The organism is Micromonospora sp. C41 (genome assembly GCF_018070485.1).
GTDB classification, from domain to species: domain Bacteria; phylum Actinomycetota; class Actinomycetes; order Mycobacteriales; family Micromonosporaceae; genus Micromonospora; species Micromonospora chalcea.
This window is the reverse complement of record NZ_JAGPXP010000005.1, coordinates 260,534-284,508: the sequence shown is the minus strand read 5'-3', so window position 1 is coordinate 284,508 and position 23,975 is coordinate 260,534. Positions and strand designations below refer to the sequence as shown.

The 23,975-nt window shown below is 73.5% G+C and carries 18 protein-coding genes; 4 read left to right on the top strand and 14 right to left on the bottom strand.

What is annotated here, in order from left to right; translation table 11 throughout:
* A partial coding sequence (locus tag KBX43_RS08610) for a glutamate--cysteine ligase (RefSeq protein WP_210883994.1) occupies window positions 1–1,472 on the bottom strand: 1,472 nt, incomplete at its 3' end.
* A gap of 252 nt (window positions 1,473–1,724) precedes the next feature.
* On the bottom strand, window positions 1,725–2,306 hold the full coding sequence (locus KBX43_RS08605; RefSeq protein WP_043327631.1) for a YceI family protein: 582 nt from the start codon (window positions 2,304–2,306) through the stop codon (window positions 1,725–1,727).
* Window positions 2,307–2,407: 101 nt separating this feature from the next.
* Between KBX43_RS08605 and KBX43_RS08600 the strand changes: the two genes are divergently transcribed.
* Complete coding sequence (locus KBX43_RS08600) at window positions 2,408–2,899, top strand: MarR family winged helix-turn-helix transcriptional regulator (RefSeq protein WP_043327632.1); 492 nt, start codon at window positions 2,408–2,410, stop codon at window positions 2,897–2,899.
* A 263-nt stretch (window positions 2,900–3,162) separates the two neighbouring features.
* On the opposite strand, the gene KBX43_RS08595 is transcribed toward KBX43_RS08600, so the two are convergent.
* From KBX43_RS08595 to KBX43_RS08555, 9 genes are all read right to left on the bottom strand, one after another.
* The gene (locus tag KBX43_RS08595; protein ID WP_210883993.1) at window positions 3,163–5,739 is read right to left on the bottom strand and encodes a helix-turn-helix domain-containing protein; all 2,577 of its coding nucleotides are present in this window, start codon (window positions 5,737–5,739) and stop codon (window positions 3,163–3,165) included.
* 101 nt (window positions 5,740–5,840) lie between these two features.
* Window positions 5,841–6,989, bottom strand: a complete 1,149-nt coding sequence (locus KBX43_RS08590; RefSeq protein ID WP_210883992.1) for an acyl-CoA dehydrogenase family protein — start codon at window positions 6,987–6,989, stop codon at window positions 5,841–5,843.
* Between the two features lie 118 nt (window positions 6,990–7,107).
* Window positions 7,108–8,640, bottom strand: coding sequence for an acyl-CoA carboxylase subunit beta (locus tag KBX43_RS08585; RefSeq protein WP_043327635.1), 1,533 nt, complete (start codon window positions 8,638–8,640; stop codon window positions 7,108–7,110).
* A 187-nt stretch (window positions 8,641–8,827) separates the two neighbouring features.
* Complete coding sequence (locus KBX43_RS08580; protein ID WP_043330791.1) at window positions 8,828–9,748, bottom strand: hydroxymethylglutaryl-CoA lyase; 921 nt, start codon at window positions 9,746–9,748, stop codon at window positions 8,828–8,830.
* Between the two features lie 26 nt (window positions 9,749–9,774).
* Window positions 9,775–11,112, bottom strand: coding sequence for an acetyl/propionyl/methylcrotonyl-CoA carboxylase subunit alpha (locus KBX43_RS08575; protein WP_210884006.1), 1,338 nt, complete (start codon window positions 11,110–11,112; stop codon window positions 9,775–9,777).
* Window positions 11,113–11,189: 77 nt separating this feature from the next.
* Window positions 11,190–11,804, bottom strand: coding sequence for a TetR/AcrR family transcriptional regulator (locus KBX43_RS08570; RefSeq protein WP_043327636.1), 615 nt, complete (start codon window positions 11,802–11,804; stop codon window positions 11,190–11,192).
* A 58-nt stretch (window positions 11,805–11,862) separates the two neighbouring features.
* Window positions 11,863–14,709, bottom strand: a complete 2,847-nt coding sequence (locus KBX43_RS08565) for a hypothetical protein (RefSeq protein WP_210883991.1) — start codon at window positions 14,707–14,709, stop codon at window positions 11,863–11,865.
* Window positions 14,702–16,495 carry an HSP90 family protein gene (locus KBX43_RS08560; RefSeq protein WP_064448005.1) on the bottom strand — a complete coding sequence of 598 codons (1,794 nt, stop codon included), beginning with the start codon at window positions 16,493–16,495 and terminating at the stop codon, window positions 14,702–14,704. Before KBX43_RS08560 ends, KBX43_RS08565 begins: the two co-directional genes overlap by 8 nt.
* A 163-nt stretch (window positions 16,496–16,658) precedes the next feature.
* Window positions 16,659–17,798 (bottom strand): FAD-dependent monooxygenase, encoded by a 1,140-nt coding sequence (locus KBX43_RS08555; RefSeq protein ID WP_210883989.1) that lies wholly within the window; start codon window positions 17,796–17,798, stop codon window positions 16,659–16,661.
* Window positions 17,799–17,888: 90 nt separating this feature from the next.
* Here KBX43_RS08555 and KBX43_RS08550 point away from each other — a divergent pair, with 90 nt between their 5' ends.
* The 3 genes from KBX43_RS08550 to KBX43_RS08540 are packed head-to-tail and all read left to right on the top strand — an operon-like array spanning window position 17,889 to window position 20,224.
* Complete coding sequence (locus KBX43_RS08550; RefSeq protein ID WP_043327640.1) at window positions 17,889–18,488, top strand: TetR family transcriptional regulator; 600 nt, start codon at window positions 17,889–17,891, stop codon at window positions 18,486–18,488.
* A gap of 15 nt (window positions 18,489–18,503) precedes the next feature.
* Complete coding sequence (locus KBX43_RS08545; RefSeq protein ID WP_064448007.1) at window positions 18,504–19,034, top strand: SigE family RNA polymerase sigma factor; 531 nt, start codon at window positions 18,504–18,506, stop codon at window positions 19,032–19,034.
* Complete coding sequence (locus tag KBX43_RS08540) at window positions 19,031–20,224, top strand: hypothetical protein (protein WP_166456822.1); 1,194 nt, start codon at window positions 19,031–19,033, stop codon at window positions 20,222–20,224. Before KBX43_RS08545 ends, KBX43_RS08540 begins: the two co-directional genes overlap by 4 nt.
* Before the next feature lie 55 nt (window positions 20,225–20,279).
* On the opposite strand, the gene KBX43_RS08535 is transcribed toward KBX43_RS08540, so the two are convergent.
* The 3 genes from KBX43_RS08535 to KBX43_RS08525 all read right to left on the bottom strand — a co-directional run bounded on the left by KBX43_RS08535 (window position 20,280) and on the right by KBX43_RS08525 (window position 23,973).
* Window positions 20,280–21,182 carry a sulfurtransferase gene (locus KBX43_RS08535; protein WP_043327642.1) on the bottom strand — a complete coding sequence of 301 codons (903 nt, stop codon included), beginning with the start codon at window positions 21,180–21,182 and terminating at the stop codon, window positions 20,280–20,282.
* A gap of 89 nt (window positions 21,183–21,271) precedes the next feature.
* The gene (locus KBX43_RS08530) at window positions 21,272–23,368 is read right to left on the bottom strand and encodes a hypothetical protein (RefSeq protein ID WP_210883988.1); all 2,097 of its coding nucleotides are present in this window, start codon (window positions 23,366–23,368) and stop codon (window positions 21,272–21,274) included.
* A gap of 158 nt (window positions 23,369–23,526) precedes the next feature.
* Window positions 23,527–23,973 carry a hypothetical protein gene (locus tag KBX43_RS08525; RefSeq protein WP_043327643.1) on the bottom strand — a complete coding sequence of 149 codons (447 nt, stop codon included), beginning with the start codon at window positions 23,971–23,973 and terminating at the stop codon, window positions 23,527–23,529.
* Window positions 23,974–23,975 lie beyond the last annotated feature (2 nt).

Below are 23,975 nucleotides of genomic sequence, written 5' to 3'. Positions count from 1 at the left end.
GCGGGCCAGGTGTGTACGGGCTCGTTGCTGCGCTGGAGTTCGGCGTAGCGCTTGACCATGTGGTGCAGGGCGGCCTCGCGGTCCAGGCCGCGGTGCCGCTCGGCCGCCCACACCGTCTCGGTCTGCCAGACCGCGCCGTTGCGGCCGGTACGGCAACGGCCCTCGATCACGCCCAGCAGGCGGTCCCGCTCGGCCGGGGCGACGCCGAACCGGTCCAGCCCCTGCTCGGCCACCGGGAGCAGCGTCTCGAGGACGAGCTTGGTCACCGGTACGTCGCCGAGGCGCGGCCAGTGCAGGACCGCCTCGATGCCGCGCCGGGCGGCGGCGTGGAAGTTCTCCTCCGCCGAGCTGAACGTCAGCTGGCTCCAGATGGGACGGTCCGCCTCGGCGAGGCCGCGGGCCAGCCCGAAGTAGAAGGCCGCGTTGGCGAGCATGTCCACCACTGTCGGGCCGGCGGGCAGCACCCGGTTCTCGACCCGCAGGTGCGGGCGGTCGTTCATGATGTCGTAGACCGGCCGGTTCCAGCGGTAGACGGTGCCGTTGTGCAGCCGCAGCTCACCGAGCTGGGGCACGCCCCCGGCGTGCAGCACCTCGACCGGGTCCTCGTCCTCGCAGATCGGCAGCAGCGGCGGGAAGTAGCGGACGTTCTCCTCGAACAGGTCGAAGATCGAGGTGATCCAGCGCTCCCCGAACCACACCCGGGGGCGTACTCCCTGGGCCTTCAGCTCGTCCGGGCGGGTGTCGGTGGCCTGCTGGAACAGCGCGATCCGGGTCTCCGCCCAGAGCTGCCGGCCGTAGAGGAACGGCGAGTTGGCCCCGACGGCGACCTGGACGCCGGCGATCGCCTGGGACGCGTTCCAGTAGTCGGCGAAGCTGTCCGGCGCGACCTGCAGGTGGAACTGGAGGCTGGTGCAGGCGGCCTCCGGCGCGATCGAGTCGGTGTGCGTACGCAGCCGCTCGACGCCGTTGATGTCCAGCTCGATGTCCTCGCCCCGGGCGCCCACGATCTGGTCGTTGAGGACGCGGTACCGCTCGTTCGTGGAGAGGTTGTCGGCGACCAGGTGGCGTTCGGTGAGCGTGGGCAGGATGCCGACCATCATGATCGTCGCGTCGGACTTGGCGGCCCGCTCGTCGGCGCGGCTGAGGCTGCTGCGCAGGTCCTGCTCGTAGTCGGCGAAGCCGCTGCCCTCGATCAGCCGGGGCGAGGCGTTCAGTTCGAGGTTGAACTGCCCCAGCTCGGTCTGGAACAGCGGGTCGGCGATGTCGGCCAGGATCTGGTCGTTGCGCATGGCGGGTTCGGCGGCGGCGTCGATCAGGTTCAGCTCGATCTCCAGCCCGGTCATCGGCCGGTCGGCGTCGAAGCCGAAGTCGTCGAGCATCAGTGCGAAGACGTCCAGGCAGCGCCGGACCTTCTGCCGGTAGCGGACCCGATCCTCGCGGGAGAAGGCGCCCTGGTCGACGTCTCTGCCCATGTGTCCTCCCGACGCCGGTGCGACGGAACCGTACCGTTCCGCAACGCATTGTGAACCATTCACGTGGTGCGCGTAAGTGCGCCCCGTCCGCAGCCCGCTGTACGGGCGGCAGATCTGCACCTGTACCCCGTCGGCACCCCCACCAGCGCGGTCCGCCGGAGAACATCGGGTGACGATTCGCACCCGCTGCGCGTACACGGGAAGGGCCCGCACCGTCGGCGGACGGTGCGGGCCCCGCGGGCCTGGCCGGGCTCAGCCCTGGCGGATGGCCTCACCCTCGATCTCGATCTTGACCTTGCGACCGACCAGGACGCCGCCGGTCTCCAGCGCCACGTTCCAGGTCAGGCCGAAGTCCTCGCGGTCGATCTCGGTGGAGGCGGAGAAGCCGAAGATGTCCTGCCCGAAGGGGCTGCGGCCGACGCCCTCGAACTCGACCTCCAGCTCGACCTGACGGGTCACGCCCTTGATGGTCAGCTCGCCGACGAGCACGAACTCGTTGCCGTCGCGGGACTTCACCTCGGTGCTGCGGAACTCCAGCGTCGGGTACTGCTCGACGTCGAGGAACTCCGGGCTGCGCAGGTGCGCGTCGCGGTCCGCCTGCGCGGTGTTGATGCTGGCGGCCTGGATGCTGGCGGTGACCGTGGACTGCATCGGGTCGTCGGCGATGGTGATGGTGGCGGTCGCGTCGGCGAACTCACCGCGTACCTTGCTGACCATCATGTGCCGGGCGACGAATCCGACACGCTTGTGCGCGGCATCCAGAAGATAGGTGCCGGGGGTGGGGATGGTGAGACCCTCCCAGTCGCGGGTAGTCGCCTCGGTGCTGCTGGTCATGGTGCTCTCCTCCGGGGAAAACGGTTTAGTATCCCAACGACTGACTGAGCAACTATAGCTACAGCAATATTCCCTGTGTCAAGTGTTGCTAGGATGGTGGCGTGGACCAGAACGTGTTCGACGATCCCCGGATCACCGCCGTCGGCCTCCTCGTCGAGGCGCACGCCGGGCTCTCCGCCCGGTTCGCCGCCCAGTTCGACGAGCACGGCCTCTCCCCGGTCGAGTTCGAGGTGCTCACCCGACTCGCCCGCTCACCCAACAACCAGCTGCGGATGACCGACCTGGCGGCGCAGACCTCGCTCTCCACCAGCGGCGTGACCCGCGTGGTGGACCGGATGGAGCGGGACGGGCTGATCCGCCGGCGCGCCTGCCCGTCCGACCGCCGCAGCTCCTTCGCGGTGGTGACCGCAGCGGGCCTGAGCCGGCTGGACGCCATCCTTCCCGGCCACCTGCGGATCATCGAGCAGTGGTTCACCGGCCAGCTCGACCCGAGCCAGCTCGACGGGCTGCTGGACGGGCTGCGCCGGGTCCGGGACGCGGTCCACCCGGGTGCCACGGCCGGCAGCACCGAGCCGGACGAGGACGCCGCCTGACGGTCCACTGCCGACGGTCCACAGCTCCACCATCCGCCGATTGATACCGGCGGGTCACCGGCAGAATGACCGGCAGAACCGCTCAAACAGTCGGGCAAAGGGGCGCAAAAGCCCCCATATCTCTTGCAGCCCATCGGTAGTCTTCCCGGAGCGGGGGGCACCGGGGGGTGCTGGCGCGAGCGTCGAGCGAGGGGCAGCACCAGGGGGCTACTTCGTTCGCGCCACCCCCGCGCCCTCCGCCTCCTGGCGCACGCAGCCGCTGGTCAGCGTGCCTTCTGACGCCGGGCCTCCAGGGAGAAGAGCAGTTCCTCCTCCTGCGGCAGCAGGCTGACGCCGGTGGCCCGCCGAGCGGCGTCCAGGCGGTCCAGCACGGCCGGGTCCCCGCTGCTGACCGCCAGCCCCACGAGCGCCTCGACCAGGTCGCGCCGGCCCGCGCCGCCCGCCGCCGCGTCGGCCGCCGCCGCGAACCACTCCACCGCCAGTTCCCGGTCCCCCCGGCGCAGCGCCACGTGCCCCTCGATCAGCCCACGCAGCGCGTCCTCGGCGCGTGCGTCCGCCACCGCGCCGGGTGGATTCAGGCTCTCCATGACCGGCGGCCGCCGCTGGCCCGGCACCGCACCCGAGGGCCACAGCTCGGCGGCCGCGGCCAGCGCCTCGTCGCCCCGGCCCTGGCCGGCGAGCGCCAGCGCGACCTTGCCGACCGTCCGTCGCTGTCGGCGGGGATCGCCCAGCTCGGCGAGCGCGGTCGCCACCCGGCGGCCCTGCTCGACCGCCTCCGCGTACCGGCCCTCCAGACGGGTCAGCTCGGCCTGATCGGCCCGCGCCAGCAGGCGCAGGCGCCGGTCGCCGCACTGCGCCGCCAGGCGGTCCACGGTGGCCAGCCGCCGCCGGGCGTCGGCCAGCCGCGCCGCGCGTACGTCGTGCCAGGTGAGGTGCGACTGGGCAACGGCCATCTCGCGTACCCGGCCGTGGCGGGTGGCCGTCGCCAGCGCGGCCTCGGCCTGCTCACGGGCCTCGTCGTGCGCACCGAGCCCGCGCAGCAGCACGCAGAGCACGGACCGGGCCGACAGCTCCCCGATCACGTCACCCGCCTCGGCGAAGATGACGAGCGCGGCCCGGGCGGCCGGCAACTCCTCCGCGCCCGCGCCGTGCTCGGCGGCCAGCCGGGCCGCGCCGAGCATCGCCCAGGCCCGCAGCGTGGACCGGGTGCCGGCGGTACGCGGATCGGCCAGCAGCCGCCGCAGCCAGCGCCGGCCGGAGACGTCCCGCCCGCGCAGCCGCCACCACCGGGGCAGCGACGCGGCCAGCAGCAGCGCCGTCTCCGGCGCATGCTCGGCGGCGTACGCGAGGGCGGCGGTGATGTCGCTCGTCGCCTCGTCGAGCAGGCGTACCGCGCCGGACAACTGTGCGCCCACCAGCCCGGGCGCGGTGCGGTGGACGATCCTGGCGATCACCGCGGCGTGCCGGAGCCGGATCCCGGCGGTCTCGCCCTCGACGTCGGCCTGCTCGGCCGCGAAGTCACGGACCGCGTCCAGCAACCGGAACCGGAACGGGCCGGCGCCCCGGACGCTGAGCAGGCCCAGCTCGCGCAGCCGGTCCAGCATCGGCGCCGCGTCCCACCGCTCGCCGCCACCGGCGAGCAGCTCCCCGGCGAGCAGCTCCTCGGCCAGCTCGACCGACCAGCGGTTACGGAACGCGGAGAGCCGCCGCAACGCGGCCCGGTCGGCGGGCGCGAGCAGGTGGTAGCTGCTGGCCACCGCCTCGCGCAGCGTCACCGTGCCGGCCGATCGGTCGGCGGCGGGCTCCCACCCGGGATGGGCGCCGGTCAGGTCCAGTACGCGGTCGCCGTAGCGGTCGAGCAGTTCGGTGACGTCGAGGATGCGTCCCCGCGCCGCCATCAGCTCGATCGCCAGCGGCAGCCCGCCGAGGCGGCGTACCAGCGCGGCGAGCGCCGGCAGCTCGGCCGCCGTGGGTGGTTCGCGGCGGGCCTGGGCGAGGCGGGCGGCGAACAGCGCCGCAGCGGGCCAGCGATCCAGGTCGGCCCGGTCGGCGGGCGCGGCGTCCGCCGGTGGCACGTCGAGCGGCGCGACCGGGCGGACCAGCTCGCCGGGCAACCCGACCGGGCGGCGGCCGGTCACCAGCACCCGGAGATCCGGCGCGGCGGCGGTCAGGGCGCGAAGCGCCTCGGCCACCGGCTCGGGCGCCCGGTCGACCGCGTCGACGACCAGCAACGCCGGCCGGCCGTCGAGCCGGCAGGCGAGGTCGGCCAGCCGGTTCACACCGAACACCGACGCGGACGCGGCGAGCACGTCGGCGACGTCCGAGCCCTCCCCGACCAGCACCCCGCTGACACCGCCCGGGTGCCGGGCCGCCACCGCGTGCGCGACAGTGACGGCGAGCGCGGTCTTGCCGACCCCGGCGAGCCCGACCAGGCTCACCACCGGGTGGGCGTCGAGCAGACCGGACACCTCGGCCACGTCCCGGTCGCGGCCCACCAGGGGTACGGGCTGGGGCAACGCGACCGGCGCGGCCGACGGTCCGGCGGCTGCGGTGTCGGGGAGGCGGGGTCCGGGCCGGGCCGGCGTGGGCCGGGCGGTGGCGACGAACTCCCGCCGGTCGTCACCGGCCAGGCCGAGCGCGTCGGCCAGCAGATCCACTGTGGTGCGCTGAGGGCGGACGGCCCGCCCTCGCTCCAGATCGCGGACCGTCCGCACGCCCACGCCGGCCCGGCCCGCCAGCTCGGCCTGGGTCAGGCCGGCGGCGAGCCGGTGCCCGCGCAACAGATCGGACAGACCGGTGCGACCGCCTGGGCTCCGCGCACCGTCATGATCCGGAGTCATGGGCACGAAGAGTACGGATCGACTCCGACGCTCCACAGCCCATCGTCACCCACCCGACCGTCCCCTGCCGTTATCCGACAGGACGCGGACGAGTGCGCCTCTCACATGCCGAGGTCGCGGGCGATGATCATGCGCTGCACCTCGCTGGTGCCCTCACCGATCTCCAGGATCTTGGAATCGCGCCAGAAGCGGGCCACCGGGTACTCGTTCATGAAGCCGTACCCGCCGTGGATCTGCGTCGCCTCGCGGGCGTTGTCCACCGCGACGGTGGAGGCGTGCAGCTTGGCGATCGCCGCCTGGCGCTTGAACGGCTCACCGGCGAGCATCCGCGCGGCGGCGTCGTAGTAGGCCAGCCGGGCGGTGTGCGCCTTCATCTCCATGTCCGCGATCTTGAACTGGATGGCCTGGTAGTTGCCGATCGGCTGACCGAACGCCTGGCGCTCCTTGGCGTACTTGATCGACTCGTCCACGCAGCCCTGGGCCAGGCCGACGGCGAGCGCCGCGATGGCGATCCGGCCCTCGTCCAGGATGCGCAGGAACTGGGCGAAGCCCCGGCCGCGCTCGCCGAGCAGGTTGGCCGCCGGCACCCGGCAGTCGTCGAACGTCAGCTCGTGCGTGTCCGACGCGGTCCAGCCGACCTTCGAGTAGCCGGGCGCGACGGTGAAGCCGGGCGTACCGGACGGCACGATGATCGTGGACAGTTCCTTGCCGCCGTCCGGCCGCGTACCGGTGACTGCGGTGACGGTGACCAGCGCGGTGATGTCGGTGCCGGAGTTGGTGATGAACGCCTTCGAGCCGTTGATCACCCACTCGTCGCCGTCCAGGACCGCCCGCGTCCGGGTGCCGCCCGCGTCCGACCCGGTGCCCGGCTCGGTGAGCCCGAACCCGGCCAGCGCCTCACCGCTGAGCAGCTTCGGCAACCACTGCGCCTTCTGCTCCTCGGTGCCGAACCGGTAGATCGGCATCGCGCCGAGCGACACCGCGGCCTCCAGCGTGATCGCCACGCTGGAGTCGACCCGGGCCAGCTCCTCCAGGGCCAGGCAGAGCGCGAAGTAGTCGCCGCCCATACCGCCGTGCTCCTCCGCGAACGGCAGCCCGAACAGGCCCATCTTGCCCATCTGACGGACGATCTCGTACGGGAAGCTGTGCTGCTCGTAGTGCTCGGCGATGGTGGGCGCGACCACCTCGCGGGCGAATTCCCGGACGCTCTCCCGCAGCGCCTGCTGCTCCTCGTCGAGCCGGAAGTCCATGTCGATCCTCCTGGAAAGGGCGGGCCGCCGGGCGCTCGTGACGCCGGGAGCGGCTGAAGCGTTAGGAGGGGCCCCTTTACATGCACCAGGCGTTAAGAGGGGGCCCTTCCTTACCGGGTCAGACGGGGGTGACGCCGTGGCGGCGCCGGGAGAAGTGCCGCTCCTTGCCGCGCGCGGCGGCGAACCGGCGTACCAGCTCGGCGCGCAGCTCGTGCGGCTCGACGATCGCGTCCACCACCAGCTCGCTGGCGAGGCGGACCACGTCGATGTCGCGCTCGTACTCCTCGCGCTTCGCGGCCACGAACGCGGCCCGCTCGGCCTCGTCGGAGATGGCGGCGATCTTGTTGGCGTAGACCGCGTTGACGGCGGCCTCCGCGCCCATCACCGCGATCTTCGCGGTGGGCAGCGCGATCGTGGCGTCCGGCTCGAAGCCGGGGCCGGCCATCGCGTAGAGACCCGCGCCGTACGCCTTGCGGACCACCACACAGATCTTGGGTACGGTCGCCTCGGAGATCGCCGTGATCATCTTCGCACCGTGCCTGATGATCCCCTGCTTCTCCACCGCGCTGCCGACCATGAAGCCGGGCACGTCGGACAGGAACAGCAGCGGCACGTTGAACGCGTCGCAGAGCTGCACGAACCGGGTCGCCTTGTCGGCCGAGTCGACGAAGAGCACGCCACCCTTGAACATCGAGTTATTGCCGACCACGCCGACGACCTCGCCGTTCAGCCGGCCGAACCCGATGGTCAGCTCCTTGGCCCACAGCGCCTGGATCTCGAAGAAGCTGCCGGAGTCGAGCAGGCCCTTGACGTACCGGCGCATGTCGAACGCCTGCCGCTCGCTGGCCGGCACCAACGCGGCCAGGTCGGCCTTCTCCGGCGCGTCCACCGCGTCGGCGGCGGGCGGGTCCTGCTTCCAGTTCGACGGCAGGTACGACAGGTAGGTCCGTACCACGTCGAGCGCGTCGTTCTCGGTCTTGCAGAGGAAGTGACCGACGCCGGACTCGGCGCAGTGCACCTTGGCGCCGCCCATCGCCTCCAGCGTGGTCTTCTCGCCGGTGACCATCTCGACCATCCGGTCGGAGCCGAGGTACATGCTGGCGTTGCCGTCCACCATGGCGACCACGTCGCAGAACGCCGGGATGTACGCCCCGCCCGCCGCGCTCGGCCCGAACAGCGCGCACACCTGCGGGATCGAGCCGGAGGCGCGGACCTGGTTCCAGAAGATCTTCCCGGCGCCGCGCCGACCGGGGAACAGGTCGACCTGGTCGGTGATCCGGGCCCCGGCCGAGTCGACCAGGTAGACCATCGGCACGCCGGTCGCGTACGCCCGCTCGATGATCCGGATGATCTTCTCGACGGTACGCGCGCCCCAGCTGCCGGCCTTGACCGTGGAGTCGTTCGCCATCAGGCAGACCTGGCGGCCGTCGATGGTCGCGGTGCCGGTGACGACGCCGTCGGCGGGCAGCCCGTCGGCCATCGCGTTGGCGTAGAGCCCGTCCTCGACGAAGGAGCCCTCGTCGACCAGGTACGCCACCCGCTCCCGGGCGAACAGCTTGCCCTTCGCGGCGTTCGCCGCGTGGTACTTGTCCGCACCACCGGCGCGGGCGCGCTTGCGCAGCTGCTCCAGTGCCTCACCGTCGAGCGTCACGCCGACTCCCGTTGCCACCGCCCGCGCAGGGCGCCACCGACCTGAACGATCGTTAGGCTACCCCACCGCCGCCCTCTCCGGCGACCCGCTCCTCGCACCCCCACCCATCCACTCCCGTGATCAAGGAGTTTGCGTCCTCCGCGCGGCCGAATGAGGACACAAACTCCTTGATCAACGCGCGAAACGGTCAGGAGGGGAGGGGGGTCAGGCGGGTACGGGGGCCGGCTCGGAGGACTCCCGACGGAAGCTTCTTGCCCACCAGGGTCTCGGCCAGCTCGGCGGCAGCGATCAGGGCGTCCAGGTCGATGCCGGTGTCGATGCCCATGTCGTGCAGCATGTGCACCGCCTCCTCGGTGGCCAGGTTGCCGCTGGCCCCCGGCGCGTACGGGCAGCCGCCGAGGCCGCCCACGCTGGCGTCGAACTCGGTGACGCCCAGCTCCATCGCGGTGAGCATGTTCGCCAGCGCGGTACCCCGGGTGTTGTGGAAGTGCAGCAGCACCGGCAGGTGGGCGTTGCGGTCCCGCACCGCCGTGACCAGCTCGCGGACGCGCCGGGGCGTACCCATGCCTGTGGTGTCGCCGAAGGCGACGCGGTCCGCGCCGTCGCGGGCGACCCGGTCCACGATCGCGGCGACCCGGCGGGGGTCCACGTCGCCCTCGTAGGGGCAGCCGAAGCTGGTCGCCACGATCACCTCGGCGGTCGCGCCCGCGCCGTGCAGCAGGTCGATCAGCTCGGCGATGTCGTCCAGCGACTCGTCGGTGGAGCGGTTGACGTTACGGCGGTTGTGCGTGTCGCTGGCCGAGACCACCACCTCGATCTCGGTGAAGCCGGCGGCCAGCGCCCGCTGCGCGCCACGGGTGTTCGGCACCAACGCGGAGTAGCGCACCCCGTCGGCCTTCTCCGCCCGCTGCCACACCTCGTCGGCGTCGGCCATCTGCGGGATCGCCCGGGGGTGGACGAAGGAGACGGCCTCGATGCGCCGCACCCCGGTACGGGACAGCGCGTCGAGCAGCCGCACCTTCGCGTCGGTGGGGATGGGCTCCTCGTTCTGGAGGCCGTCCCGGGGACCGACCTCACGGATGCTCACGGAGTCGGGGAGTTCCGCCATCAGGTTCACCTCGTTCGGGTCGAAGGTCAGCGCATCCGGGAGACGATGCCGGTGTCGTAGTCGCCGGAGAGGAACTCCGGGTTCTCCAGCAGCTCGGCGAAGAACGGCAGGTTGCACTTCGGGCCGGCGATCTCGAACTGGGCGACCGCCGCCCGGGCCCGCTCGACCGCCTCCTCGCGGGTGTCCCCGCTGACGATCAGCTTGGCCATCAGGCTGTCGTAGAACGGCGTGACCGTGTTGCCGGCGACGTAGCCGGAGTCCAGCCGTACGCCGGCGCCGGCCGGCTCGTTCCAGGTGGTGATCGCGCCCGGGCCGGGCAGGAAGCGCTTCGGGTCCTCGGCGTTGATCCGCAGCTCGATGGCGTGGCCGCGCGGGGCGAGCGCGTCCGGGTCGAACGTCGGTGCCAGCCCGGCCGCCACCCGGAGCTGTTCCTCGACCAGGTCGACGCCGTAGACGTACTCGGTGACCGGGTGCTCGACCTGCAGCCGCGTGTTCATCTCCAGGAAGAAGAACTCCTGCGTCGAAGGATCGAGCAGACATTCCACGGTGCCCGCGTTGCGGTAGTTCACCGCCTCGCCGGCCCGTACCGCGGCGGCCAGGAAGCGCTCGCGCAGCTCCGGCGAGACCGCCGGGGACGGCGACTCCTCGACCAGCTTCTGGTTGCGCCGCTGCACCGAGCACTCCCGCTCGCCGAGCGCCACCACCCGGCCGTCGGCCAGGCCGAGGATCTGCACCTCGACATGGCGTACCCGGGGGAAGTACCGCTCGATCAGCACCGAGCCGTCGCCGAACATCCGCTCCGCGAACGCGCGGACCTTGTCGTACTCGGTGCGCAGCGCCGCCTCGTCGGCGGCCACGCCCATGCCCATGCCACCGCCACCGGCGGCGGCCTTGACCATCACCGGGTAGCCGATCTCCGCGGCGGCCGCGACCGCCGCGTCCAGGTCGGCCGCCGGCTCGGTGGTGCCGGGCGCGACCGGCACCCCGGCCGCCGCCATCAGGTTCCGGGCGTTGATCTTGTCGCCCATCGCGGTGATCGCGTCCGCGCCGGGTCCGACCCAGATCAGGCCCGACCCCTCGACGGTACGGGCGAAGTCCGCGTTCTCGGACAGGAAGCCGTAGCCGGGGTGGATCGCCTGCGCGCCGGTGCTGCGGGCGGCCTCGAGGATCGCCTCGACGTTCCGGTAGCTCTGCGCCGGGTTCGCCGGGCCGACGCAGACCGCCTCATCGGCCTCGGTCACGAACGGCAGCGCGCCGTCGGCCTCCGAGTGCACAGCGATCGTCCGGATCCCGAGCCGCCTGCCGGTACGGATGATCCGGCGCGCGATCTCCCCCCGGTTGGCGACCAACAACGATTCGATCATCTTCTGCACGGACGTGACCCCTTCTCGACGCAAAGCCGGGGTCTCTTCTTAACATGCGTTAAGGTCCGGGCGGCGTGTCAGGTCGGGTCGGTGGGCGCGAGCAGGGCCGCGAGCGTCGCGCCGCGCAGCAGCTCGGCCCGGCGCCGGCGATCGACCTCGCCACCGAGGAACGGCGTCGAGTTCATCAGGCCGAACGCCGCGTGGGCGAGCACCCGGGCCGCGCCGTCCGGCAGGCCGGGGTGCAGCGCGGTCAGCACCGTCACCCACTCCTCGACGTACATCCGTTGAAGCCGGCGGATGCGCCGGCGCGGCTCGTCCGGAAGGCGGTCCAGCTCGTGCAGGTGCAGCGCGATCACCGCCGGGTTGGCCAGCGCGAACTCGACGTGGAAGTCGATCAGCGACTCCAGCGCGCCACGCGGGTCGTCCGGGTGCCCGGCGGCCCGCTCCCGCCCGCCCGCGAGCAGCCCCTCGCTGACCGGCACCAGCGCGGCGACGAGCATCGCCTCCTTGCCGGCGAAGTGGTGGTAGAGAGCCGGCCCGGTGACACCGGCCGCCGCGCCGATGTCGTCCATCGACACGCCGTGGTAGCCGCGCGCCGCGAAGAGGCCGACCGCGATCTCCAGGATCTCGTCCCGCCGGGACCGGCGCCGGGCCGTGCCCGCCGTCCCCCGTGCCTGCTGTTCCACCGCCACCGGATCAGCCTAGACCTCGGCGTCGATCTAGAGCAGCCGCGGTTACCCGGCAGTCGCCTCAGTCCTCCTCGATGCCGTGCTCGGCGCGGACCGTCGCAGCCTCGGCCGGCCGGCCCTGGTCGTCGAGCGCGCGGGCCAGCAGCCAGGCGGCATGCGCGGCGGGCCGGGAGCCGGTGGGCAGACCACCCAGCACCGGACGCAGCAGCCCTTCGGCCTGCTCCGGCCGGCCGTCGCGCAGCAGCAGCTCGCCGGTCAGCACCTCGACCTGCGCCGCCTCGCCGAACGCCTCGATCGACCGGAGCCGCCCCGGCACACCCTCCAGCCGGTCCAGCGCGGCGGTGAGCCGGTCCTCGCCGATCAGCACCCGGGCGACCGCGTCGGCGGCCATCGCCCGCTCGTACGTGACCACGGGCGGCTCGTCGGGCTGACCGGAGACCGCGGCCGCCGCGGCGTCCACCCCCTCGATCGCGGCCACCGCGGCCGGCAGGTCACCGGACCAGTGCAGGGCGAGGAGTTCCCGCCGCCGGGCCCGCAGCTCGTCCACCTGGAATCCGGTCAGCCGCCACGCGCTGGCCGCCGCCGCGAACCGCTGCGCGGCCAGCGCGTCCCGGTCGGCGTCGTAGAGCAGGCCGCCGGACTCCTCCAGCACCTGCGCCCGGCGGGGAAGATTGTCCGGCCCGTCCAGGTTCTCCGCCAACGTGTCGAGCACCGCGAGCGCCAGATCCGTCTCGCCGAGCCCCGCGTAGATCCCCGACAGCATGTGCCGGCACCGGTCCGCCTCCGCCTGCGCGCCCGCCCGGTCCAGGCCGAGCACCGCCTCCTCGGCCACCTCGGCGGCCTCGGCCAGCCGGCCGGCCATCCGGTACGCCTCGGCCAGCTCCCAGCGCAGCAGCGCGTCGCCCTCCAGCCCCTGCTCGACGCAGAGCGTGACCGCCTCGGCCAGATCGTCCACCGCCTCGCCGGCCCGGTCGGCGGCCAGCAACGCCCGGCCCCGGGTCACCCGCAGCGGCAGGTGGGCGCCGGCCGGGGCGACAGTCAGCGCCTCGTCGCAGGCGGCCACCGCGTCGGCCGGATCGTCGGTGGAGCGGGCGTACGCCAGGCAGGCGCTGGTCAGCATCTCGGCGTCGCCCAGCTCGCCGGCCAGCCGGCGGGACCGTGCCGCCGCGTCCCGGAACTCCTCGGCCCGCTCCAACTGCTCCAGCACGTGCGTGCGGTGCAGCGCGACCCGCCCGGCCAGCCACGGATCGGCGTCCGCCTCCGCGTCGGCGCGGTCGAGCGCGTCGAGCGCCTCCGCCCACCGCTCCCGGTGCACGTGGGCGAGCGCGAGCCGGTCCCAACCGGCGGCCCGATCCCGCGGTTCGCCGTGCGCGGCCAGGTACGCGGCCGACTCCCGGGCCAGCGTCAGCCCCTCGTCCGCGCTCTCCTCGGTCATGCTCAGCAGCACACCGAGCCGCCCGGCCACCACCTGCGCCCGCAGCGGGTCCGGCACCTCCCGCCACGCGGCCAGCGCCTCCCGGTTGACAGCGGTCGCCACCGCCACGCCGTCGTCGTCCTCCTGGGACAACTCGCCCGCCCGCAGCTCCAGCCGCCACGCCCGGGTGGCCGGCGGCAGGTCGGCGTCGCCGTACCGCTCGTCGTACGCGCGCAGTACGGTGCCCAGCCCCTCCCGGCAGTTGGTGCGCCAGCACTCCTCGGCCAGCGCCAGCAGCTCGTCGGCGCCGGCGTCGGCGGGCACGCTGACCGGCGGCTCGGTCGTCGCCCGGTCGTCCGGCGCGGTACGCGGCGCGGGCACCACCGGGCGGCGCACGCTGGCGGAGAGCGGCAGGTGCTCGCCCTCCGGCCCGGCCACCAGCTTCCGGGCGATCAACGCGGACTGGTGCGTGGTGCCGTTACGCGCGTCGAAGCGCCCGGCCAGCCCGGTGGCCGTACCGGCCAGCTCGTCGGCGAGCGCGCCCACCGGCACGTCGGCGGCCGGCCGGTCACCGGAGGCGCGACGGTGCACAGTCAGCTCGGCCGGCACCTGACGCAGCGCCGCCGACGCGGCGGCCGCGAAATGCATCGCGGCAGCCGGGGTGGGCGCCCGGTCCAGCCAGTCCAGGTGCCGCTCGACCAGCTCCAGCGCGCGGGCATCGTTGCCGGTCGCGGTGCAGAACTCGATGTGCTCGGCGACGTCCCACAGGTTGGCCAGGTGCCCACGCAGCCGCCGGTACGCCTCCCGGTGCGCGTCCCGCGCGGCGTCGCCCCGGCCGGTCTCGCGGTAGGGCGTGAGCAGCGCGGTGAGGATTCCCTGCGGCTGCTCGCTGCAGGTCAGCCGGCCGGCGAGCACCGGCTCGGCGAGGGCCACCGCCTCCTCGTGCCGGCCCAGCCGGACCAGGTGCGCGACCTGCGTGGTCGGGTCGCAGCCGGCGCAGTCGGAGAGCGTGTCGCGGGGCGTGGTCATCCACTTGCGGTACCACTGCTCCGCCGCGTCCTCCTCGCCCACGTGCGCGGCGACCAGGTAGCGGTGCTTGTGGACCGCCTGCAACGAGTGCCCGGCGTCGCGGTAGCGCCGCTCCATGTCGTCGAGCACCGCGTACGTCCGGTCCAGCGGCAGCTCCGGGAACTTCACCATGGCGTTGACCATGTACTTGAAGGCCCAGAGCAGCTGGTGCGTGTAGCCCTGGTGGTAGGACTGCGGATCCTTGTCGTACTCGGACAGGCACCAGGAGAACGTGACGAACGACTTCGCCGGTTCGCCGCCGTAGACGTACGCGGTGGTGCCGGTGACCCGGGCGGCGAAGGCCAGGTGCCGGTCGTCGCCCGCGTCGGCGCGGCGCAGCAGTTGTTCCAGCGCGGCGATCTGCCCCGGGCCGTACGGCATGGTCTCGATCTCGTGGTGCATGCGCCAGAGGTCGTCGTCAGTCACGGGTCACTCCCGGTACGGCCCGGCCGAGCAGGCCGAGGAAGGAACTGTTCAGCAGCGCGGCGTCGGCCGCCCGGATCGGGTGGTGCCCGAGCAGCAGGGCCTGCCCGTAGAGCGCCTCGACGGCCAGCCCGACCAGCTCCGGGTCGGCGAGCGTGGTCACCCGGCGGACCAGCGGGTTGCGGTGGTTGAGCACGAGTTGCGGGCGGTCCGGCGGGGCGGAGGCGGCGAGCGCGTCGAGCACGCCGCCCCACAGCTCGTCGGCCTTGTCCCGGCTGGCGGCGAGCTGGTCGTGGAACGCGGCCGAGCGGGACACCAGATAGAGCGCGGGCAGCGAGACCGGGTCGTACGCCCGGATGACGACCTCGCAGCCGAGCCGTTCCAGCGCCCGCTGCGCCCCGGTCAGGAACGGACGCAGGGCCAGCTCGGTCGCCGGGTCGAGGATCTCGAACCGGGTGGTGAGGTCGCTGGGCTCCAGCCGTTCGATGAGCACCGATCGATCCACTGTGGGCAATCGCTCGATCAGCTCGGTGTCGTACGTGTAGCCGCCGTTCACCACCGCCAGGTCCTGCGCGGCGGCCACGGCGGCGAGCTGGCGGAACTCGTCCAGGCCGGCGGCGTACCGGAGCACGCCGTGGCGCTGCCGGAACTCGGCGAGCGTCATCGTGCCGACGTTGGTGTCCATCGGCCACCATTGGTCGACCAGCCGCAGCATCTCGTCGTCGTGCATCGCGAGCGCCTTGACGCCGAGGTGGTGCACCTGGAGGAACTCGCCGAGCCGGCGCGGGTCGTGCTTGGCCAGCCGCACCAGCCAGCCCCGGATCTGGTCGCCGAGCGCCTCCCGGACGGAGGTGAGCAGCGCGTCCTCGTAGAGCGCCTCGCGGCTGGCGGTGGGGCGCAGCTCGCTCGCGTCGACCACGCAGTGGGCGAAGAAGGCCCACTCGGGCAGCAGCCCGTCGGCGTGCTCGCTGAGCAGCATCCGCTTGAGGTAGACCCGGTGCCCGGCGCGGGCGGCCGGGTTCACCGCGGTGGGCAGGATGAACGCCACTCCGGTGAGGCCGGCCTCGGGCACCGACAGCGGCACCACGTCGAACGGGACGAACCCGAGCAGCTCCTGCGCGTACCGCTGGAGCCCGGCGCGGTCGACGGGCGCGCCGGGTGTGGTGGGCCACGGCGGCGGCCCGGCGGTGGTCGGCGTGTCGCCGACCCGGACGTCGACCGGCAGCAGGCTGCCGTAGAGGCGGGCCAGCTCGGTGACGGTGGGTACGCCGAGCCACTGGTCGGCGTCGCGCCGGGGCACCAGCGTCACTGTGGTGCCGGGCTCGTCGCGGGCCTGCTCCGGCTCGGCGAGCCGCACCGCGTACCGGCCGTCGGACCAGCCCGTCCAGAGCACCGTGGGCTCGTCGGCGTGCCGGGTGACCACCCGGATCTCGTCGGCGACCAGGAAGCAGGAGAGCAGCCCGATGCCGAACTGGCCGAGGAACTCGTGCCGGGAGAAGCCCAGCTCGTCGCGTTTGGAGCTGCGGCCGATGGTGGCGAGCAGCTCGTGCACCTGCGCCTCGGTCAGGCCGATGCCGGTGTCGTGCACGCGCAGGGTGCCGTCGCCGGTCAGCTCGGGCGGCTCGATGCGTACCCGGGCCGGGGCGTTCGGCTCGGTGGACCGGCGCGCGGTGATCGCGTCGACGGCGTTCTGGAGCAGCTCGCGCACGTAGACGCGCGGGCTGCCGTACAGGTGGTGACTGAGCAGGTCGACCACGCCACGGAGGTCCACCTGGAAGGTGCGGTCCAATCGCGCTCCCGGTTCGGATTTCGGCGCTCACCGTACCGGTCAGCGCCGACAGTGTCCGACCCGTTTCATCCCTCCCCCGCCCGCCCACCTCCTCGCTGATCTTGCACTTTCCGCCCGGTCGAAGGCGCACGAAAAGGACCCGTCGAGGGCCCGAACTGCAAGATCAGCGGGGTGGGGGTTCGAAGCCGGCGAGGCGGGTTGCGATTCGGGCGCGCATCGGGGGGAGGGTGGAGACCGCCTGGAGCAGGAGGTTTCGCAACGGGCGGAGTGGGGGTGGGGCGGCGGCTAGGCGGGTCAGGGTGGCGGCGAAGCCGAGCACCTCCTCGGCGCGGGGGCGGCGGTCGGCCGCGTACCCGTCGAGGGCCCGCGGACCGGCGGCGAGCGCGTCGCCGAGCGCTACCGCGTCGCGCAGGCCGAGATTCATCCCCTGCCCGCCGGCCGGGCTGTGCACGTGCGCCGCGTCCCCGGCGAGCAGCACCGGCCCGCAGCGGTAGGTGCTCGCGATCCGGTGGTGGATCCGGAACCGGGACGACCAGTCCATCCCGGTGACCCGGTCCGGCCGGCGCGCCGGACCGCGCTCGTCGAGCAGCGCCTGGAAGTGGTGCGCCTGCGGATCGCGCGGCGCGTCCGCCACCGCGGCGACCAGCCGCACCGTACCGTCGGGCAGCGGCGCCCAGACCAGCGGGCCCCGCCGGGACAGGAAGAGGCTCACCTGGTCGCGCGGCAACGCGCTGTCCACCCGGACGTCGGCGAGCAGGAACGACTCCCCGGGGTCGGCCGGGCCGCCGAAGCCGATGCCGGCGAGTTCGCGGACCCGGCTGTGCATCCCGTCCGCGCCGACGACCCAGCGCGCCCGGACCGCGCGGCCGCCGTCGAAGCGCGCGAGAGCGCCGTCGCCGTCGAGGTCCAGGCCGGTCATCTCGTACGGCCGCAGCACGCGCCCGCCGAGCGCGGCGAGCCGGTCGGTGAGCACCGCCTCGGTCTCCGCCTGCGAGATCAGCAGCGCGTACGGGTAGCGCGACGGCAACCGGTCGAAGGGGACGGTGAGCAGCACCCGGTCCCGGTCGCGGACGCTGAACCGGGCCGAGCGCAGCCCTCGGGCGGCCAGCGGCGCGGCGACAGCGATCCGGTCCAGCACTTCGAGGGTGCCGGCGTGCACGACGGCGGCGCGCGACGTGACGGGCGGCTCGGCGAGCCGGTCGACGACGGTCGCGGCAACCCCGTGCCCGGCCAGCGTCACGGCCACCGCCAGGCCGGTCGGCCCGGCGCCCACCACGAGGACGTCGGTGCGTTCGGGCAGCATCGCTCCCACCTCCGGCTCGGTCAACAACTGTTTGCCAACACATGTTGACTTCACTGTAGAACCAATGTCAACACGTGTTGGCCTACAGTCGTGGACGTGACCGAACCCGCCACCCGAACCCGCCGCTCGGACGCCACCCGGGCGGCCATCCTGCGCGCCGCCCGGGAACGCTTCGCCGCCGACGGCTACGACCGGGCCACCATCCGGGCCATCGCCGCCGACGCCCACATCGACCCGTCGATGGTGATGCGCTACTACGGCAGCAAGGAGGGACTCTTCGCCGCGGCGGCCGAGTTCGACCTGCGCCTGCCCGACCTGGCCGAGGTGCCGCCGGACCGGCTCGGCGAGACACTGACCCGGCACTTCGTACGCCGCTGGGAGGCGGACGGGACACTCGTCGCCCTGCTCCGGGCCGCCGCCACCAACCCCGGCGCGGCCGAACGGATGCGCGGCATCTTCGCCGGCCAGCTCGCCACCGCGGTGGCCCGGTCGAGCGCCGACCCGGCGACTGCCGAGCGGCGGGCCGGTCTGGTGGCCAGCCAGATCCTCGGACTGGCCCTCACCCGGTACGTCGTCCGGCTGCCACCCGTGGTGGACCTCGACCCGGAGGAACTGACCGCCTGGGTCGGCCCGACGATTCAGCGCTACCTGACCCAACCTTTGCCCCCGTCCCGCGCGTCTGGCCGGTGACGGAGGAGGAGCCGGATGGGGCGTGACTCGGACGACGGGCGGGCGGACTACCTCGCCTTCGTCGAGTCGCACCAGCACCGGCTGCTGCGCGCCGCGTACCTGATCTGCGGCAACCGGCACCAGGCCGAGGACCTGCTCCAGGACGCGCTGCTCAAGCTGGCGCTGCGCTGGCCGTCGGTGCGCGACGGCGACCCGGCCGCGTACGTGCGCGCCATCCTCTACCGCGACGCCGTGTCCTGGTGGCGACGCCGGCGGCGGGAGTGGCTCAGCGCGTACCCGCCGGAGCGGCCGGACACGGACGGCGACCCCGCGTTGCGGCTCACCGTGCGCGCCGCGCTGGACCGGCTGCCGCCACGCCAGCGGGCCGTCGTGGTGCTGCGCTACTTCGAGGACCTGACCGAGGTCGCCACCGCCGAGGCGCTCGGCGTCACGGTCGGCACCGTCAAGAGCCAGTGCCACGACGCGCTGCGCCGGCTGCGCGACGTGGTGCCCGCCCCCGGCCGGTCCGGCGACGGCCTGGCCGCCGGAAGCGAGGTGAACCCGTGAACGAGACGGAACTGAACCGGCTGCTGACCCGGGCCACCGAGGAGATCCACCCGACCCGGCCGGCCGCCGCCGGATGGGAACGGGCCGGGCGGGTCCGTCGTGCCCGCCGCGCCGCCGGGGCCGCCGCCGTCGCCGTGGTCCTGGTCGGCGGCGGTACGACAGCGCTCCTGCACCGCTCCGGCCCGCCCCCCGCGGCGCCACCCCGCCCGGCGGTGACCTCGGCCCCCAACGCGCCGGTCGTGCAGCGGCCCCCGGACCGGCTCGGCGAGGCGGGCGACCCGCTCGGCCGGCTCGGCGACCGGGTCGGCGCCGACCTCTCCGACCGCCCGGTGAGCCGGGCGCTGGCGCTGTACCAGCCGGTCGACCCGGCCACCGGCGAGGCGGGCACGGTCCGGGTGCTGGGTGACGACGGCATCGTCCGGGAACTCGACGTGGTCACGCTCGCGCCCACCCGCGACGCCGGGGGCAACGAGGCGACGGCACTCAAGCCGGGCAGCCTGTCGCCGGACGGCCGGACCGCCGCGTTCGCGCAGACCGGCGAGGTGGTGGTGGTCGACCTGACCGACGCCGAGGTGCGTCGCTATCCGCTCGCGGGCTACCTGGAACACGTGGTCTGGGCCGGTGACCGGCTGATCGTCGGGGACAACGACACCGCGTACGAGCTGGACCGGCGCACCGGAGCGGCGCCGAAGCTGACAGTCGACCCGTGGACACTCGTCGTACCCGAGCCGGCCCGGTCCGGCGACCTGCTCACAGTGGGCGGCTGGTCCGGGGACGGCGGCCTGGCCGTACGCCGGTTCCCCGCCTCCGGCGGCGCGCCGGACCGGCTGCCGGTGACCACCGGCGCGCTTCCCCCCGGCTACCGGCTGGACGAGGTGTACGGGCGGGGCTGGCAGCGCGGCGACCGGATCGGCCAGGCCGGGTGGACCACCACCGCCAGTGGCGCCGGCACGATGAGCGGGGGCGAGGGCGTGGCGGTGCTGGACGCCCGCACCGGCGCGGTGACGCGCCTGCTCGACCTGGGCCGGGAGGGCCGGGCCAAGGCGTGCTGCGAGGTGTACGGCTGGACCGCCGACGGCGGCCTGCTGTTCCGCTACGACGCCGGGCTGGCCCGCTGGCGGCCGGAGACCGGCGCTGTCGACCTGGTGGCGGCCGACGTCCCCGGGAGCCTGTCGATCGCCGCCCGCTGACGGGTCCGGAACGCGGCCGGTCCCGCCGCGGTGACGGCGGGACCGGCCGGGACGCTCAGCGGGTCAGGCCGCCGGGCTGGTCGCCCTTCACGACGGGAGCCCGGACCAGGTTGCCCCACTCGGTCCACGAACCGTCGTAGTTGCGCACCTGCGGGAAGCCGAGCAGGTGGTGCAGCACGAACCAGGTGTGGCTGGACCGCTCGCCGATCCGGCAGTACGCCACCACGTCGTCGGACGGGCTCAGACCGAGCTGGTCGGCGTAGATGGCGCGCAGCTCGTCGGCGGACTTGAACGTGCCGTCGTCGTTCGCGGCGGACTTCCACGGCTTGCTCACCGCGCCCGGGATGTGCCCGCCGCGCAGCGCGCCCTCCTGCGGGTAGTCCGGCATGTGCAGCATCTCGCCGGTGTACTCGCCCGGCGACCGCACGTCCACCAGCGGCCGACCGGCCGCCACGTGCGCCATGACCTGCTCCCGGTACGCGCGGATCGGCGCGTCGTTGCGCTCCGGCACCGGGTACGAGGCGCGGGGCCGGCTCACCTTGTCCCGGGTCAGCTCCCGCCCCTCGGCGATCCACTTCTGCCGGCCGCCGTCGAGCAGCCGTACGTCCGGGTGACCGAAGAGGGTGAAGACCCAGAGGGCGTACGCGGCCCACCAGTTGAAGTTGTCGCCGTAGAAGACGACCGTGTCGTCCCGCCCGATGCCCTTGGCCGCGCACAGCTCGGCGAAGCTCGCGGCGTCCAGGTAGTCGCGGGTGACCTGGTCGTTGAGTTCGGTGTGCCAGTCGACCTTGACGGCGCCGGGGATGTGGCCGGTGTCGTAGAGGAGCACGTCCTCGTCGGACTCGACCACCACGAGCCCTTCGTCGCCCAGGTGCTCGGCCAGCCATTCGGTGGTGACCAGGCGCTGCGGGTCGGCGTACGACTGGAGATCAGGATGCGGATCGCTCGGCACAGGCATGATCCCCAAGGTACGCCGGATCGCGGGCCACGGATGTGACACCGGCCCCACCGCCTCGGAAAGGTGGTGGGGCCGGTGCGGTCAGGTGCTCAGCCCTCGGCCACCAGGAACGTCCAGACCTGCTCGGGCGAGCGGGTGCCGTCCGCGGTGACCCCGACGACAGTGAGCGTGTGCGTCCCACCCTCGGTGGGCGTCCAGCTCACCGTCGCCCGGCTGCCGGTCTCGACGCGCTGCTCGACGCCGTCGTCGAACCGGTAGAGGAAGGCCACCGTCGTGGTGAGTTGCGACGTGAACCGGAACTCGCCCGGCTGGCCCGGACCGCCCATGGGCACGTCCGTCCGGTACGGGTCGGCGGTGACGGCGGGGCGCAGGTCCCGCACCCGGAAGGACAAGGTCGCCGGCTCCGATACGGTGCCGTCCCCGCTCACGCTGCGCACGACCAGGTTGACCACGCCCGCCTCGGTCGGCGCCCAGGTGACCGACGCGGTGCCGTCGGCCTGCGCGGCCACCACCTTCTGGTCCTCGCCGGTGAACTGGTAGCGGTAGCTGACCGTGTCGGGCAGGCGGGGGGTGAAGGTGAAGACGCCCGGAATACCCTGCCCTCCGCTGGGGATGGGCAGGTAGACGGTGGCCGAGACCTTCGGCGCGGTCGGCAGGGTGAACTGCCGGCTGCTGGTGGCCTCCACGCCGTCGGCCGTGACGCTGGTGACGGTCAGGGTGCGGGAGCCGCCCCGGGTCGCGGTGACGGTGATCGCGGCGGAGCCGTCCGCCGCGGCGTCCACCGTCTGCTCGGGGTCGCCGTCGAGGGCGTAGCGGTAGCGCACCACGCCGTCCATCTGCGGACGCAGCTGGAACGTGGCAGACACCCCGATCTCACTCAGCCGTCCCTCCACGACCGGCGACACGTCCGAGGCGCGGAACGTGTACTCGGTGGTCGCCGAGCGGTTGCCGACCGCGTCGAGGCTCCACACCCGCAGGGTGTTCGGGCCACTGTCCGGGGTGAGCGTGACGGTGGCCGTGCCGCCCGTCCGGTCCGCGTCGATCGTCTTCTCGACGCCGGAGTCCAGCGAGTAGCCGTACCGCACCACGTCGGCGGCGCCGTTGGCGGTGAAGGTGAACTCGCCGGGCAGAGCCGGGTACCACCCGTCGTCGTCGGGGAAGTCGGTCGACGTCACGACGGGCGGCGTGGCCGGCCCCCGGACGTCGAGGCGGAAGTAGCAGACCGGGCTCCACTCGCCGGTGGCCCGGCTGTCCGCCGCCCGCATCTGCCAGGCGTACGTCCGGTCGTGCTCGAACGGCGACGGATAGATGGTGTCGTAGCGGCCGACGGCCCGCTCGCCGTCGCGCGCGTAGTCGGTCTGCTCGATCCGCGCCTCCGGCTGGTCGACCGGCCAGGCCGCGAAGGAGACGGTGAGCTGGTCCGTGCCGCCGCTGTCGTTGCGGTCCCGGTCGTGCACCACTCCGGAGGGGACTGGGTAGCGGATCACCTGGTACGGCTCGGTGGTGGTGCACGCCGTGCCGGTCTCGCTCCGCAGGTCGGTCGGCACGCCGGGGCGGAAGTTGTAGTCGATCGAGATGCCGACCTTGCTGGCGTACTTCCGTGCCAGTGCCGGGTCCCGCTCGGCGTCGGCGGGCAGCCGCAGCGAGAGGGTCAGCGTCGACCGGCCCTCGGCGAGCGCCTGGCGCAGCCCGTCGACCGCGTCGAACTCCACCCGGGGCGCCGGGCAGACGGTCTGGTCGGTGAGCTGGCGGCTGTCGACCAGCCCCAGGTCGGCCGGGGGGTTCCGCCAGCTCGACCGGGCGGTGTAGGCGGCGGTACGCCGCAGCTCGACCACGGGACGTTTGGTGCAGTCGCCGCCTGCCGTCTCCTTCACGTCGAGGACTGCGGACTGGATGTCCGCTCCCCGGTAGCGGGAGATGTCGAACGTGAAGTAGGCGCGCGACGTGTGCGGGCGGCCTTTCCCGTCCTTCCACGTGCCGACCGGCACGTCCCCGGACCGGTCGATGTCGACCGTGGTGGGCGAGTGCGAGTCGGTCCAGGCCCACGAGGTGTTCGTCTCGTAGCGGATGTCGTACGCGGCTGCCGGCGCCGCGGTGGCGGCCACCGTTCCGGCCGCGACCACCATCGACAGCGCGGCGGCGAGCACGCCTCGCCGGGCGGTTCGACGTGGATTTCTGTCAGGCATGAGGGTCATCCCTCATCCACCTTTCCCCGATTTCGCCCCGTACTCGATCGACGGGGGTAGCGGATGCTATCCAGTGGGGCGGACATCGGGCGATCCCGATAAGCGGCCGACCGGACACATCGGACGAACGGCGGTGAAGGTCGAGCCGTGCGGCGGGGTCAGGCGCGGCGGTGCACCAGGCGGCCGGCGACCACTGTGGCCAGGCAGGCGCCGTCCGGGCCGAACACGGCGAGGTCGGCCCGCCCGCCGGTCACCAGTGCTGGCGGCCGCACGCCGGGCAGCACCGCCACGTCGTTGCGGGCCGCGGCAGCCCGCAGCGCCGGGTCGGCCACGTGCTCCTCGACCACCGCGGCGACGCCGAGCCGGAACAGCGCGTGCACCCGCTCGCGCGGCGTGGGCGCCGGGGGCAGCGGACCGTCGTGCACGAGCGCCGGCCCGAGCGTGCCGGCCCACCGCCGCACCCGCATCCCGGGGTACGCGCCGGGAAGCTCGTCCGTCGGCACGATCGCCTCGACCCGGTCACCGGCGACCACGACGGCCAGCCCCGCTCGGGGCGGGTCGTCGGCTGTCAGCCGCAGCAGGTCGGCGGCGTGGACGGTACGCACAC